At 69.1% G+C, this 13,770-nt stretch carries 11 protein-coding genes; 1 reads left to right on the forward strand and 10 read right to left on the reverse strand.

What is annotated here, in order from left to right; translation table 11 throughout:
* Nucleotides 1–32: 32 nt before the first annotated feature.
* The 8 genes from ACFWQC_RS09845 to ACFWQC_RS09880 all read right to left on the reverse strand — a co-directional run bounded on the left by ACFWQC_RS09845 (nucleotide 33) and on the right by ACFWQC_RS09880 (nucleotide 11,288).
* Nucleotides 33–1,847 carry a bifunctional metallophosphatase/5'-nucleotidase gene (locus ACFWQC_RS09845; RefSeq protein ID WP_378676497.1) on the reverse strand — a complete coding sequence of 605 codons (1,815 nt, stop codon included), beginning with the start codon at nucleotides 1,845–1,847 and terminating at the stop codon, nucleotides 33–35.
* Nucleotides 1,848–1,987: 140 nt separating this feature from the next.
* Nucleotides 1,988–3,307 carry a M20 family metallopeptidase gene (locus ACFWQC_RS09850; RefSeq protein WP_378676499.1) on the reverse strand — a complete coding sequence of 440 codons (1,320 nt, stop codon included), beginning with the start codon at nucleotides 3,305–3,307 and terminating at the stop codon, nucleotides 1,988–1,990.
* A 25-nt stretch (nucleotides 3,308–3,332) separates the two neighbouring features.
* Complete coding sequence (locus ACFWQC_RS09855; protein ID WP_378676501.1) at nucleotides 3,333–5,156, reverse strand: serine hydrolase; 1,824 nt, start codon at nucleotides 5,154–5,156, stop codon at nucleotides 3,333–3,335.
* 80 nt (nucleotides 5,157–5,236) lie between these two features.
* Entirely contained in the window at nucleotides 5,237–6,712 is a 1,476-nt protein-coding gene (locus ACFWQC_RS09860; RefSeq protein ID WP_378676503.1) for an amidase, read from the reverse strand.
* Nucleotides 6,713–6,893: 181 nt separating this feature from the next.
* Entirely contained in the window at nucleotides 6,894–8,504 is a 1,611-nt protein-coding gene (locus tag ACFWQC_RS09865) for an AbgT family transporter (protein ID WP_378676505.1), read from the reverse strand.
* 106 nt (nucleotides 8,505–8,610) lie between these two features.
* The gene (gene mgrA / locus ACFWQC_RS09870; protein WP_378676507.1) at nucleotides 8,611–9,672 is read right to left on the reverse strand and encodes an L-glyceraldehyde 3-phosphate reductase; all 1,062 of its coding nucleotides are present in this window, start codon (nucleotides 9,670–9,672) and stop codon (nucleotides 8,611–8,613) included.
* Nucleotides 9,669–10,079, reverse strand: a complete 411-nt coding sequence (locus ACFWQC_RS09875; RefSeq protein WP_378676510.1) for a DoxX family protein — start codon at nucleotides 10,077–10,079, stop codon at nucleotides 9,669–9,671. Before ACFWQC_RS09875 ends, mgrA begins: the two co-directional genes overlap by 4 nt.
* 363 nt (nucleotides 10,080–10,442) lie before the next feature.
* On the reverse strand, nucleotides 10,443–11,288 hold the full coding sequence (locus ACFWQC_RS09880; protein WP_378676513.1) for an LLM class flavin-dependent oxidoreductase: 846 nt from the start codon (nucleotides 11,286–11,288) through the stop codon (nucleotides 10,443–10,445).
* Nucleotides 11,289–11,402: 114 nt separating this feature from the next.
* On the opposite strand from ACFWQC_RS09880, the gene ACFWQC_RS09885 reads away from it, so the two are divergent.
* Nucleotides 11,403–11,864: a GNAT family N-acetyltransferase gene (locus ACFWQC_RS09885; protein ID WP_378676516.1), complete on the forward strand. Its 462-nt coding sequence runs from the start codon at nucleotides 11,403–11,405 to the stop codon at nucleotides 11,862–11,864.
* A 254-nt stretch (nucleotides 11,865–12,118) separates the two neighbouring features.
* On the opposite strand, the gene ACFWQC_RS09890 is transcribed toward ACFWQC_RS09885, so the two are convergent.
* Together ACFWQC_RS09890 and ACFWQC_RS09895 are read right to left on the reverse strand one after the other, a co-directional pair.
* A complete protein-coding gene (locus ACFWQC_RS09890) occupies nucleotides 12,119–12,691 on the reverse strand; it encodes a GNAT family N-acetyltransferase (protein ID WP_378676519.1) in 573 nt (190 codons plus the stop codon).
* 45 nt (nucleotides 12,692–12,736) lie between these two features.
* Nucleotides 12,737–13,717: a hypothetical protein gene (locus ACFWQC_RS09895; RefSeq protein WP_378676522.1), complete on the reverse strand. Its 981-nt coding sequence runs from the start codon at nucleotides 13,715–13,717 to the stop codon at nucleotides 12,737–12,739.
* Between the last annotated feature and the right edge of the window lie 53 nt (nucleotides 13,718–13,770).

A 13,770-nucleotide genomic window follows, 5' to 3' on the forward strand; every position in this document is an offset into this window, starting at 1 on the left:
GTCGGGCCCGCTGCGTACGAACGAATCGTCGTTCAGCGGGTCCCGGTGATGCGGTCGAGCGGGCCCGGGGTGTAAGGCGAGTTGGCCTCCAGGTAGGCGGAGAAGGCATCGATGTCGAGGCCGCCGTAGTAGGGGTCGGTGCCCTTGGTGAAGGCCGCGAAAGCGTCGCCGCCGCCCTGCAGGAAGTTGTTGGTCACGACCCGGTAGGACGCGGCCTTGTCGATCGGCTGGCCGTTGAGCGTGACCGAACCGTCGACGGGACCCGAGGGGCTGATCTGGTAGGAGAAGCCCTCCGATACCTGCAGGATCTTGTGGGTTGCGGCGTTGGCGCCGGTGACCTGCTGGGTGAGCAGGTCGTAGATGTCCTGGCCCGTCATGGTCAGCGAGACCATGTAGTTGTTGAACGGCTGGACCGTGAACGCCTCGTCGTAGGTCACTTCACCGACCGCCTCGCCGTAGGGCGAGTTGGTCGCGGTCAGGTCGGCGCGGATGCCGCCCGGGTTCATGAACGCGATCACCGGCGCCTGCCCGTTGACGACCGTCGACTGATCTGCGAGCTGGGCATCGGCGATCAGGTCACCGAGGGCGCTCTCGCCGGAGGCGTTGGTGGTGCGGGTGACGTCACCGGAGAGCGAACCGAGCACGCGGGAGGCGATCGGGGTGACCAGCTCCTTGTAGGTGTTGATCAGCGTGGTCTGCTCGGGGGCCTTGGCCACGTCGCGGGTGACCAGCAGGTTCGAGCCCTTGACCGAAGAGCGGACGATGTCGCGCTTCTTGAGGTCGTACTTCAGGTTGGTCTCGGTGTAGAGCCGGCCGAAGGACGAGGCCGAGGTGACCAGGCGGGACTTCCCCTTGGGGTCCGGTACGTCGCAGACGTAAGGGTTGTGGGTGTGGCCGGTGACCACCATGTCGATCTCGGGGTCGAGGTCCTGGGCGATCGGCACGATGGGCGAGCCGGCGACCAGCTCGCCGCCGCCCTCGCAGGTGTAGTCGTACCTGGCGTTGACGTCGTAGACCGTGCCGGTGGCGGGATCGGTCCACTTCTCCCTCGGCAGGTTGGCGCCCTCGTGGATCAGGGTAACGATCGCCTTGACGCCCTTCTTCTTCAGCTTGGGCACGAGCGCGTTGGCGGTCTCGACCTCGTCCTTGAAGGTGAGGCCCTTGACCCCCTCGGCGGTGACGATGTCGGGAGTGCCCTCCAGGGTCATGCCGATGAAGCCGATCTTGACGCCGTCGATCTGCTTGATCGCGTAGGACGGCAGGATCGTCTTGCCGCTCGCGTCCTCGATCACGTTGGAGGCGAGGATGTCGAAGTCGGCGCCCGCGTACTCGTGGGCGGCGCAGGAGTTCTGGTTGTCCTCGCCGTCGCCGTCGTCGATGCAGCCGCCGTCGGCGATGCGCTGCAGCTCCTTGTAGCCCTCGTCGAACTCGTGGTTGCCGACCGAGGTCACGTCCAGGCCGAGCTTGTTGAGCGCCTCGATGGATGGCTCGTCGTGGAAGGCGGCCGAGAGCAGCGGCGAGGCGCCGATCAGGTCGCCCGCGGCGACGGTCAGCGAACGCTTGTGACCCTTGCGGGCCTCGGCCAGGTGGGAGGCGAGGTATTCCACGCCGCCCACGTTCACGGTCTCGTCGACCGGCGCACCGGTGGCCGGGTCGATGTGGTGGCCGGTGACGAGGCGCCCGCTCGAACCCGACGGCGCCTCGAGATTGCCGTGGAAGTCGTTGAACGAGAGCAGCTGGACGTCGACCAGATGCTTCCCGTGACCGGGCCCCGGCTTGGCCGAGGCAGAGGTCGCCAACGGGGTGGCGACCGCGGCGGCCGCGAGGGCGACCGCGGCAACGGCCACAGCGGGGCGAATTCTTCGGATGTTACGAGACATTGCGGGGCTCCCCATCTCAGTGATCGACGAAGGGAACGATGCCCCTTCGGGTTCTTCTTGGGAAGAGGTAATCGGGTTACCGCTGCCGAATCGTCATCAACCGTTAATCACCCGAAAAATTCGGTAACGCTGACCGTTCCACCAGCCTCCTCGAACTCCTCGCGGACCGTCTCCCGCAGCTTCGCGTCGGAGAGATAGTCGGCAGCCACCCCGGCGAGACCGTAGGCGGCATCGACGAGCACCTCGTCGGCGTACGGCGTGACCGCGGCAGCGGCGAACTCGCGGCTGTGCAGAGACACGTCGGGCTCGGCGATCTTGACCATCGCGTGCAGGCCGGGGACGCGGAAGGAGACGTTGCCGAAGTCGGTGGACCCGGCGAGCAGGTCCGGGACGACGCCTGGCGCGAGGACGGTGTGGTTGCGCTCCTGGTAGCGGCGGTTCCACGCCTGGGCCAGCCCGCTGTTGTTGCGGATCGGCAGGTAGACCGGCGACGTGTCCCAGCTGAACTCGACACCGCAGCCAGTCATCAGCGCCGCGCCCATCGCCATCTCCTCCAGTCGCTGGGAGAGGATCTTGAGCGTCTCGGGGTAGGCGGAGCGTACGTAGAACTCGATCGAGGCGTGCTCCGGGATCACGTTGGGGCGCAGGCCGCCGTCGGTGATGATCGCGTGCACCCGGTCGGTCGGCGGCATCTGCTGCCGGTTGAGCGCGACGCCGGTGTAGAGCAGGTTGGCCGCGTCCAAGGCGTTGCGCCCCATGAACGGCTGGATCGAGGCGTGCGCCGGCACCCCGACGTACGTCACCTTCAGCTGCCTGCGCCCCAGGAAGACCGGCTCGGAGCTGTCGTAGGTGAACGGGTGGACCATGATCGCGGCGTCGACGCCGTCGAAGGCGCCCTTCTGCGCCATCAGCTCCTTGCCGCCACCGCCCTCCTCGGCCGGGGTACCGAGCCAGATCACGCGGCCGCCGAGGCGGTCGATCACGCTCGCGATGGCCAGGAACGCGCCCACGCCGACCGTGGCGATCAGGTTGTGGCCGCATCCGTGGCCGATGCCGGGAAGCGCGTCGTACTCGGAGAGCACGGCGATCGTCGGGCCGTCCTTGGTGCCGCCCGCCGAGGCGTAGAGGGCGGTCGGGAGGCCGTAGGCGCCACGGGCCACCTCGATGCCGTGAGCCTCGACGAACTCGGCCAGCCCGGCCGAGCTGCGGTGCTCCTCGAAGCCCGTCTCCGGGTGCTCGGCGAGGTCGTGGGAGACCGCTATCAGCTCGGGACCGAGGTCCACGAGCTTGTCGCGGATCGCGTCCAGAATCCCTCTCGGCGCACCCGCCGAGGTCGACTCGGCGGCCTTCGTGATGAGCGCCTTGGCGTCTGTCTCGTCGCGGAGCTGGTTGACCAGGAACGGGTTCGGCTGCTGCGGCTGGCTCATGTCCCCAGAGGCTATCGGTGATGTGTCACCGATAGCTGGGGGCCCAGCCGTCGGCGACGATGCGTGCCTCGTCGGCGGGACGCGAGGAGTCGAACGACGTACGCCGCCCCTGGCTCACCACGATGCCGTCGACGTAGACCCCGCGACCCTGGGAGGACGAGTCGGTCTCGTAGGTCCACCGCACCGTGGTCGTGCCGTCCGGGAGCTCGGCGCGGCCGCACAGCCATCGGCGGCCACCGTAGCCGTTGACCGCCTCACTGGTCTCCCACCTCCAGTCACCACCCTCGAGTGTCCAGGGCAGCGGGCTGAAGGTGGCGCCGTCGGTGGAGTACTGCAGCCGGCCGAAGTCGAAGCGTGGCTCGGTGTCGAAGAAGTAGTCGAAGCGAAGCCTCGCGCCGTCGGTGGCTGCGAGCGGCACGTCGAGCGTCGCCTTCGTCGCGTTCGTGCGACCCGAGAACCACGACGTACGTCCCCTCGCCGGCCGGACCGCCGAGGCCATGCCGAGCGCGTCGGAGACGGCACGTCGGGAGGGGTTGTTGCTGCCCCAGTCGCGGCTGGGGTGGACGCGGTTGGTCATCAGCACGACGAGCTGGTGGCCGATCGGGTCCATCACGATGCTGGTGCCGGTGTAGCCGGTGTGGCCGAAGGAGACCGGGGACCAGATCGGGCCGTGGTACCAGGTCGTGGCGAGCTCCCAGCCGAGGCCGCGGGAGCTGGTGAACCGGGCGCCGGTGTAGTCGCGCAGCGACAGCCTGACCGTGTCCTCCGTCAGGATCCTGGTGCCGTTGTAGACGCCGCCGTTGAGGTACATCTGGCCGAACCTTGCCATGTCGGCCGCGGTCGAGAAGACGCCCGCGTGACCGGCGACGCCGCCGAGGGCCCAGGCGTTCTCGTCGTGCACCTCGCCACGGATCATCGGGCGGCCGGCCCAGGGCTGGTACTCGGTCGCGGCGACACGGTCGAGGCGGTCGGCGGGCGGGTTGTACATGGTGTCGCGCATCCCGAGCGGCTCGGTGATGTGGTCGCGGACGTAGACGTCGAGCTTCTTCCCCGAGAGGCGCTCGACCAGGAGCCCGAGGGTGATCAGGTTGATGTCGGAGTAGCGGTAGATCTGCTCGGGCGCGTGCGTCGGCGTCGTGTCCATGATCGCCGCGACCCGCTCCTCGTAGGTGTCGTAGCCCGCCCACAGCGACGGCGACGGGCCGGCGAGTAGGCCGGAGACGTGGGTGAGGAGGTGGCGTACGAGGATCGCGTCCTTGCCGTGCGGCGCGAACTCGGGCAGATAGGTGACCACCGGCGCCTCGAGGTCGAGGCTGCCCTGCTCCATCAGCTGGAGGATCGCGGTCGTGGTGAAGAGCTTCGACATCGAGGCGATGTCCCACATCGTGTCCAGCCCGGCCGCGACCTGCTGCTCGGCCGAGAGCTCGACGACGGTGGTGCCGTCCAGGCCGTATCGGAGCGCCTTGCCGACGCTCTCGTGGGCGACGATGACGCCGTCCTTGACCGCGATCGCGGTGGCCCCGGCGTACAGGGGATGGGCGGGGTTCTCCGTCGTCGGCTCGAGGAACCTGGCCAGCTCGGTGCGGATCTTCGCGATCTGCGCCGGGTCGAGGCCGACCTGGCGGGCGTGGCCGGGACGCAGGACGGTGCGCGGGGTGAAGGTCAGCTCGTCCGGCGTGATCGTCGGTGGCTGGCCGGCCAGCGAGGCGAGCGACCTGGTTGCCTTGGTCGGATCCTCTGGGGTCGAGGCCACCGCGGCACCGCCGAGGAGAGTCATCGCGACTCCGCTCAGGGTGCCGCCGAGAAGCGTGCGCCGAGAGGTCATGAGCATGTCCGGAGACGGTGTCATACCCCGATACTGCCGCTCCGGCGCGAGCTTCGTGCGTGAAAGGAAATTTTCTTTCACGGCGCCGGTCTCCGGTCCGGCCCTCAGAGCGTCGGCCAGTGCTCCGCCCACGGCTTCGTCTGCTCCAGCTGAGCCGCGACCTGCAGCAGCAGGCCGTCGTCGCCGAGCTGACCGGAGAGCTGGATGCCCAGCGGCAGTCCGGCGGCGGTCCGGTAGGTCGGCACCGAGATCGCCGGGCGTCCGGTGATGTTGGCGAGCTGGGTGTAGGGCACCCAGCCGAGGTTCTCGTCGACCAGCTGGTCGATCATCCCGGTCGCGCGCATGACCCGCCCGCCGTGCACCTTGTGCAGCACCCGCGCGGCGGTCTGGAGCGCCTTGGGCGTGGTCAGCTGCCCGACCTTCAGCGGCGGCTTGGCCAACGTCGGGGTGAGCAGCAGGTCGTACGTCTCGTGGAACGCGCTGAGGCGGCGTACGTGGTTGCGGCGGTTGATGTGCGCGAGCTCGACGGCGACCACTCCCCCGGCCCGGCCGAGCTCGGCAACGGCGAGGGTGTCGGCCTCGAAGTCGGCGTTCTTGGCTCCGACGCGGAGCTTGGCCTCGGCGACCTCGGCAGCGGCGGAGGCGAACCAGATGGTGAGGAAGTCGCGGCCGAGCTCGGCGGCGTCGTAGGGCGCCTCGACCTCCTCGACGTCGTGGCCGAGCGCTTCGAGGGCCTTGGCCGCGTCCTCGACGGCCGCGATCGCCTCCGGGTCGGGCGCGGTGATGGAGGACGTCGAGGTGAACCCGATCCGGAGCTTGCGCGGCGCGGTCGCGACGGCCTCGGAGAAGGCCGCGCCTGGGCGCGGCGCGTGGATCATCGCCAGCGGCTGGTCACCGGTGAGCGCGTCGTAGAGCCCGGCCGCGTCGCGGACCGTGCGGGTCACCACGCCCTGGACGACGAAGCCGTTGGAGGCATCCAGGCTCTGCGGGCCGAGGGGCAGCAGCCCGCGGGTGGTCTTCAGACCGACCAGGCCGTTGCAGGCCGCCGGGATCCGGATGGACCCGCCGCCGTCGTTGGCGCCGGCGGCCGGGACGATCCCGGCGGCCACCGCCGCCCCGGAGCCACCCGAGGAGCCGCCGGGCGTGTGGTCGGTGTTCCACGGGTTGCGCGCAGCGCCGAACAGCTCCGGCTCGGTGATCCCCTTCGACCCGAACTCCGGGGTGTTCGTCTTGCCGAAGATCACCAGGCCGGCGTCCAAAGCGCTCTGGGTGAAGTAGGAGTGCTCCTCGGCGACGTCGTCGACGAGCGACCGCGAGCCGTACGTCGTCGGGTGCCCCTGATACTCCTGAGCCAGGTCCTTCACCAGGAACGGCACCCCGGCGAACGGCCCGCTCGGGCCCTCACCCGCGACCTGGGCATCGGCCTCCGGGATGTCCGCGACGATCGCGTTGATCCGCGGGTTCACCGCCGCCGCCCGCTCCCGCGCCGCGGCCAGGACCTCGGCCGCCGTCACCTCCTTGGCAGCGACCAGCTGCGCCAGCCCGGTGGCGTCGTACGTCAGATACTCATCGACCCGCATGAGCGCAGGCTAGGGCATGTCTGGCGAATCCACGCCCGCTACGCGACGTTTCGCATCCGATCTGGCTGCGTTGCCGCCGCTCGACAGCCTCCAGGATGCCTTCGCGGCGGACGCCTTGCCAGATCGGCCCGAAACGCCGCTCGCGGCCGCCGTGTCTTCACCAGACATGCCCTAGGGCATTTCAGTCCGTCCGTGGGCTGACTCCCGGCCCGACGTCGAGCCCGCCGAAGTAGAAGGCCGTCAGCACGAGCAGCCAGGCGACCCAGAACGGGATCACGAACGGGAGCGTGCGGGAGATCAGGGTGCCGAGACCTGCTGCCGGTTCGTACTTCCTGATCATCATCAGCACGACGAACATGTAGGGGTTCATCGGCGTGATCACCTGGGTCGCGCTGTCGCCGATGCGGAAGGCGGCCTGGGTGAAGCCGGGCTCGAAGCCGATCAGCGCGAACATCGGTACGAAGACCGCGCCCATGATCGTGTACATCGAGGATCCGCTGATGATGAACAGGTTCAAGATCGAGCACAGGATGATGAAGCCGATGATCACCGGGAAGCCGGTCAGGCCGGTGCCCTGCAGTCCGTCGGCGCCGACCTTCGCGAGCGCGGGACCGACGTTGGACCAGTTGAACAGCGCGATGAACTGCCCGAGCATGAACGCCAGCACCAGGAACGGTGCCATCTCCTTGATCCCCTCACCCATCACCTTCGGCACGTCAGCGGCCGTCTTCAACGTGCCCGCGACGAATCCGTAGACGATTCCCGGGACGAGGAAGAGGACGAAGGTGATGAAGACGATCGAGTCCATCAGCGCGGACTCCGGCAGGAAGTTCCCATCGTCGTTGCGCCACGGCGATCCCTGCGGGAGCACTGCCAGGACCATCGCGACCGCCAGGACGGTGCCGGTCGCGATCGCCACCCAGAACGCCTTGCGCTCCTGCGGCGTGAGCTGGGCCTCCAGCGCCTGGCGATGACTCCTCAGGGCCGCGGCGACCTCGTCGTCGTTGCTCCGGAAGCGGTCGTCCGCATCGCCCTCGACCTCGTCGGTCGGTACGTTCTGGCGGACCATCCTCGGCTCGAGGACCCGGTCGATGATGAAGCCCGCGACCAACGCGAGCACGATCGCCGAGACGACGTTGAAGTAGTAGTTGGAGACCGGCGTCACCGCGGCGCCCGGATCGGGGAGCGTCGCGGTGACGGAGTTGGTGATCCCGGAGAAGAGCGCGTCCAGGCTGGTCACCACGAGGCTGGTCGAGTAACCGGCGCCGGCGGCGGCGAAACCTCCGACCAGCCCCGCCATCGGGTGCCGGCCGGCGGCTTTGAACACTGCGGCGGCCAGCGGAGGGATGACGATCATCGACGCGTCTGCCATCACGCTCGCGGTGACGCCGACGACCCCGAGGGCGTACGGCAGCAGCCACCGCGGCGCGGAGGCCAGGGTGAGGCGGATCGCCGCCGCCAGCAGCCCCGTCCGCTCCGCGACCGTCACGGCGAGCAGGATCGTCACCACGGTCAGCAGCGGCGGGAACCCGATGAAGTTCGCGCCGATGTTGACCGTGAACCAGGTCAGGCCCTCGGCCGTGAAGAGCCCGTTGATCACGAGCGGCTCGTCGGCGCCGGGGAGGGTCACCTGGGTGTCCATGGCGGCCAGGAGCGTCGAGATCACCCCGACGACCAGGAACAGGATCAGGAACAGGATAAACGGGTCCGGCAGCTTGTTGCCGGTCCTCTCGACCCAGGCGAGCACCCGGTCGCCTCGCGTCGATGCGTACGGTTCAGTGGTTGCGGACATACAGCTCTCCTACCGAGTCGGAGCGTGGGGTCGCCTGCAACAACGAAGGCCCCGCGACGCTAGCAAATCAGCGTCGCGGGCCGGCGCGATGTGGTGGGGCCGTTGGTCAGTTGAAGATCTCGCGGTGGTCGCCCTCGACCCGCTCGCGCTTCCACAGGTCGATGCCGGTGGAAGCGGCGTACTCGTCGATCCTGGCCAGCTCCTCGCCCGTGAGCTCGGGACCGGAGAGCGCGCCGATGCAGTCGGTGACCTGCTCGGGTCGGGAGGCGCCGATGACCACCGAGGTCATCCGCGGATCACGCAGCGCCCAGGCGAGCGCCATCTGGGCGAGCGTCTGACCGCGGTCAACAGCGAGGGCGTTGAGCGACTCGATGCCGGCGAGCGTCTCGGGCGTGAGCGCCTCCGGGGTCAGGAAGCGGGCCTTGGCAGCGCGCGAGTCCTCCGGGATGCCGCCACTACCGAGGTACTTGTTCGTCAGCAGACCCTGCGCCAGCGGCGAGAAGGAGATCGCACCGGCACCGACCTCGTCGAGCGTGTCCAGCAGGCCGTCGGTCTCGAGCCAGCGGTTGAGGATGGAGTAGGACGGCTGGTGGATCAGCAGCGGCGTACCGAGGTCGCGCAGGATCGCCGCCGCCTCCCGGGTCAGCGCCGAGGAGTAGGAGCTCAGTCCGACGTAGAGCGCCTTCCCGGATCGCACGATCTGGTCGAGGGCGCCCATCGTCTCCTCCAGCGGTGTGCTGGGGTCGGGGCGGTGGTGATAGTAGATGTCGACGTAGTCGAGCCCCATCCGCTTCAGCGACTGATCGAGGCTGGAGATGAGGTACTTCCGCGAGCCGCCGATCTTGCCGTACGGCCCCGGCCACATGTCCCAGCCGGCCTTGGTCGAGATCACCAGCTCGTCGCGCAGCCCGGCGAAGTCCTCGCGCAGGTGGCGGCCGAAGTTCTCCTCGGCGGACCCGTAGGGCGGGCCGTAGTTGTTGGCCAGGTCGAAGTGGGTGATGCCGGCATCGAAGGCCGTACGCAGGATCGCCCGCTGCCGCTCGAACGCCAGGTCGTCACCGAAGTTGTGCCACAGCCCGAGGCTGACCGCCGGCAGATCCAGGCCACTGTTGCCGGTCCGCCGATACTGCATCGCGTCGTAGCGATCCTCTGCCGGGGCGTACGTCATGCGTCGGTCCTCTTTCCGGCGCGCAGCGCCACCTTGATCATCGGCCACTGCAACGGCAACCGTGCGACGGTGCCCGCGAAGAACCCGGCCGACTTGGGGGTCCGCTTCCGGTTCGCCCGCTTCCCCGCGTCCACGCTCATCTGCACGTTGGCCGGGAAGACCCCCACCAGCAGCGCGGCGCTCGCGAGCCCGGCGATCCGGCGGGTCCTCGGGTGCAGCAGCCCCAGCCCGCAGACGATCTCCGCGACCCCGGAGATCTCCACCACCTTGCGCGCATCCGGCAGCGCCGACGGGACGATCGGTTCGAAGACCTGCGGCCTCACCAGATGCAGGGTCCCGGACCCCAGGAAGAGCGCGGCCAGCCCGACGAGCGGCAGATCGAGCCGCGAAGAAGATTCAGTGCTCACGGGACGACTCTGTCACGCCCGCCCAACGTGGGAGCCGTGGAGTCACCCAGTGCCCTCAGGACTCCCGGGTCGCCCGGCCGGCCTTCCTTCCCGCAGATTTTTCGTGAAGGTTGCGAGGTCGTCTTGAAGGGCAGGGTGGGCACCGGGCAACGGGGTCTCCTTCGCGACCACCTCAGCGATCTCGCAAAGGCAGTCCTCGACGACCCAGTCGGCACGGCGTACGCCCCATCTCGAGATCTCTGCCTTGACGTCCGAGGCCGCGAGAGCAGTCCAGTCCCCTATCGTGATTCCGCGATACAGGCACTTTATCGTGATTTCGCGATAGGGGACCGGTATCGCGAAATCACGATGCCGGCACCGGACTCAGCCATGGCGGGGAGGACCCTGGCGGACCTTCTCGAGCAGCATCTCGGGGGTCGCGGTCTGCGGGTCCCACCACGACTCGATCCACCAGGTCGCACCGGCATCGGCCCGCGCACGAGCTAGCTCGGCGTCCTGCTCGCGGTCGCCGGAGAGCTGGCCGGGCGTGACGATCTCGAACGACTTCTCCGGCTCCTCGGCGTGGTCGCTCAGCCACGTCGCGAGCGCCGCGATGTCGGCTGGGCCCGGCTCGTCCATCGAGCTGCGGATCTGGCTGACGATGCCGTCCCAACGCAGCGTACGTCGCAGGTTCTTGGCCGGGGGACGCTCGGCGTCCCACACCCCGACCGGCCAGACCGGGATGCGCCCGTTGACCGGCGGCTCGGGGAAGACCATCTCGCCGACGCGGGTGTGCGTGCCGCCGAAGGCGAACGGCTCGCCGCTCCAGGACCTCTCCAGGAAGGCGAGCAGGTCATCGAGCAGGTCGGCGCGCTCCTTGAGCCCGGTGAGCTGACCGTCGACCGACGTGTATCCCTGATCGTCCAGAACACCGACCCCGACCGGCAGCACCAGCCGCCCACCGGAGAGATGGTCGACCGTCAGCGCCCGCTGCGCGAACTCCCACGGCCGGTGCCGCGGCGCAGCGAAGACCATCGCCCCGAGCGTGATCCGCTCGGTGACCGCCGCCACCGACGCGAGCACCGCGAACGGGTCCCACGTCGGCCCGAACGACCCCATGCTGATCGCGTCCCAGGTGAAGAACCCGTCCCAACCGTGCGCCTCCGCCTCCCGCGCGAGCGTCACGTGCTGTGCCGGCGTACCAAAGCTTCCGACGAACCCGAACTTCATGGCTCTCACGTTAGACGCGACCTCCGACAGTCCACTTGACCGTTCTTGCCGACCACACCTGCACAACGGCGGAAACCGGTCGAAACTCCAGGCACTGACCGATACGTTCACGGCATGGCTTCGGCGGAGCGTCTCGAGATCTCGCAGGTCGCAGCGAGCCGGACACATCGGCTACGGGCTGACGTGTTGCACGGAGGCGCGTCGCCCCAGGTGGCGCGGATCCCGGGCGAGGACCATCCTGACGTGGCAACATACGCCGCCCAGGATGCTGCAGGCACGGTGATCGGCTGCGTCACCCTGTTCCCGGCGGCATACCCCGACCAGCCCGAGAGCGCGGATGCCGGCTGGCGGCTCCGTCGGCTCGCCACCGCACCCGGGTGGCGCGGCCAAGGGGTCGCCACCGGCCTGCTGCAGCGGTGCCTCGCCCATATCGCCGACCACGGCGGTGGCATCGTCTGGTGCAACGCCACACCTGACGGTGCTGCCGTCTTCACGCACCTCGGGTTCGCCACGGTCGGCACGCCATGGGAGGACCCCGAGTTCGGCCCGAACGTCCGGATGCGGCGTACGGTCTGAGGCGGCCATCACGATGGGCATCAGGAACTACCTCGTCGAGGGCGTCTCCGGCGCTGGGAAGACCGCTGTCTGCGACGAACTGCAGCGGCGGGGATACCAGGCGATCCATGGTGATCGCGAGCTCGCCTACCTAGGCGACCCGGAGACGGGTCTGCCGGCCGGACGCGACGCCACCGGCGAGCACATCTGGGAGCGTCGCGCGAGGTCGACCCTGGGAGCGTCGGGCGCACCACGTACGCCTGGCGCTCCCAGGGTTAGGGCGTCAATCCGTTGGCGACGCGACCGGAGTCGAGCCATGAGCCGAGCTCAAGCACGTAGACGACGTCTTCTCGATCGCCAGACAGCAGGTCCTCCTGCTGCTTGTGCTGGGCGGCGACATGCTGAAGACCGACCTTCTCGAGCACGCGGCGCGAGCGGGTATTGGCCGCCCTCGTCGAAGCGACGACTCGCTCCACTCCCGGCACCGAGAAGGCTTGCCCGACCATCGCACGGGCGCCCTCGGTGGCTAGACCACTCCCCCAGGCATCACGACACAACCGGTAGCCGACACCGGACTGTGCCGGCAGACCCGCGAAAGTTGATGCTGACCACCAACCGACGAACTTGCCTCCGACGTTCCCCGCCCAGTAACCCAGCCCGCGCACTGGATCCGACTGCATCACCAGCCGCGTCTTCCACTCGGCAGCGGTCTCCTCAGGTGTCGCCGGTCGACCGAGCTGGAACGCCATCACTTCCGCGTCGGAGTTGAGCGCCACCAGGTCGCTCAGATGGCGGTCGGAGACCGGCTCGAGGCGGATCCGCTCGGTGCTCAGCACGGGCAAGCTCACCCCAGGGATCCAACCACAGGCGAGCCGTCGTGTCCGCGGCCCGAGTCAGGCCTCCTTCATGCGACATCCTTCGGCACAGGCCTTCATCACGCCCGCCCAGCCGTTGCGTCTGAGGATCCTGGCGATCCGGGTGGCGGTCTGGCAGGGGGTGTCGAAGACCTGGTGGAAGCGGAGGCGGGCGGTGGTCGACCCTGCCGACGCGAGATCGTCGAGAGCACGATCGGCGTCGCGGGCCCGGTCGCGCCACGAGTCATGGCCCAGGGCCCCGTCGAGCTCGACGACGAGCTGGTACGCCGCATAGTCCACGTCGCGGAGCTGTGTCCCCGCCGGACCCGATCGGAGCGCTTGCCGAGTGCCGACAGGCAGGCCATGCGCGCGCTCGACCTTGGTGAGGTATCCGTGCTCGAGCACCGAGTGGGTGCCGGCCTCGAGGTCGCCGATCAGGGCGGCGAGGAGCGGCCGGCGGCGGACCGACGGATAGCGCGAGAGTGCGGCGCGCAGCGAGCTCGCGGTGACGTACGTCCTGCTCGCCACCTCCGCCAGCCGGGCGATCGCGTCGATCTCCTTGGTGGCGTCGTGGGCCATTGCGAGCGCGTTGTCCTCGACCGCGAGCCGGGGCGGGGTGCCGCCATAGGCTCGCTGCTCCAGCCCCGTCATCCGGTGGACGATGATCCCGTCCTGCGGCCGGATCCGGCGCCGGTGGTCGATGGCGACATGGATCGGGGCGCCGTCATCGCGACCCCGGGGTTCCTCGACGCTGGTCCAGCACAGGTAGGCCGGCTCGGCGTAGAGCACCGCCGCCCAGGCACGCTGGCGCCACGTCGTCGGGCCGGCATGATCGACGTAGACCCGCGGATGGACACGACGGAGCTCCTTGCGACGAAGCCCGCGCTCGATGTCGGTCTTCGTCACCCCGCCAGCGGTCAGCTGCGCATGGCTCGCGACCCCGTCCTGCATCAGCACCTGGGCCCGCAGCAGCCGAGCATCGTCCTCCCGCCGCTCCCGCACCTCCCGCTCATCACCCACGAGGCATGGTAACCCTGGGAGCGCCAGGCGCGCCTGGTGCGCTTGTCGCTCCC

This window comes from Nocardioides sp. NPDC058538 (genome assembly GCF_042719275.1).
Classification (GTDB): domain Bacteria; phylum Actinomycetota; class Actinomycetes; order Propionibacteriales; family Nocardioidaceae; genus Nocardioides.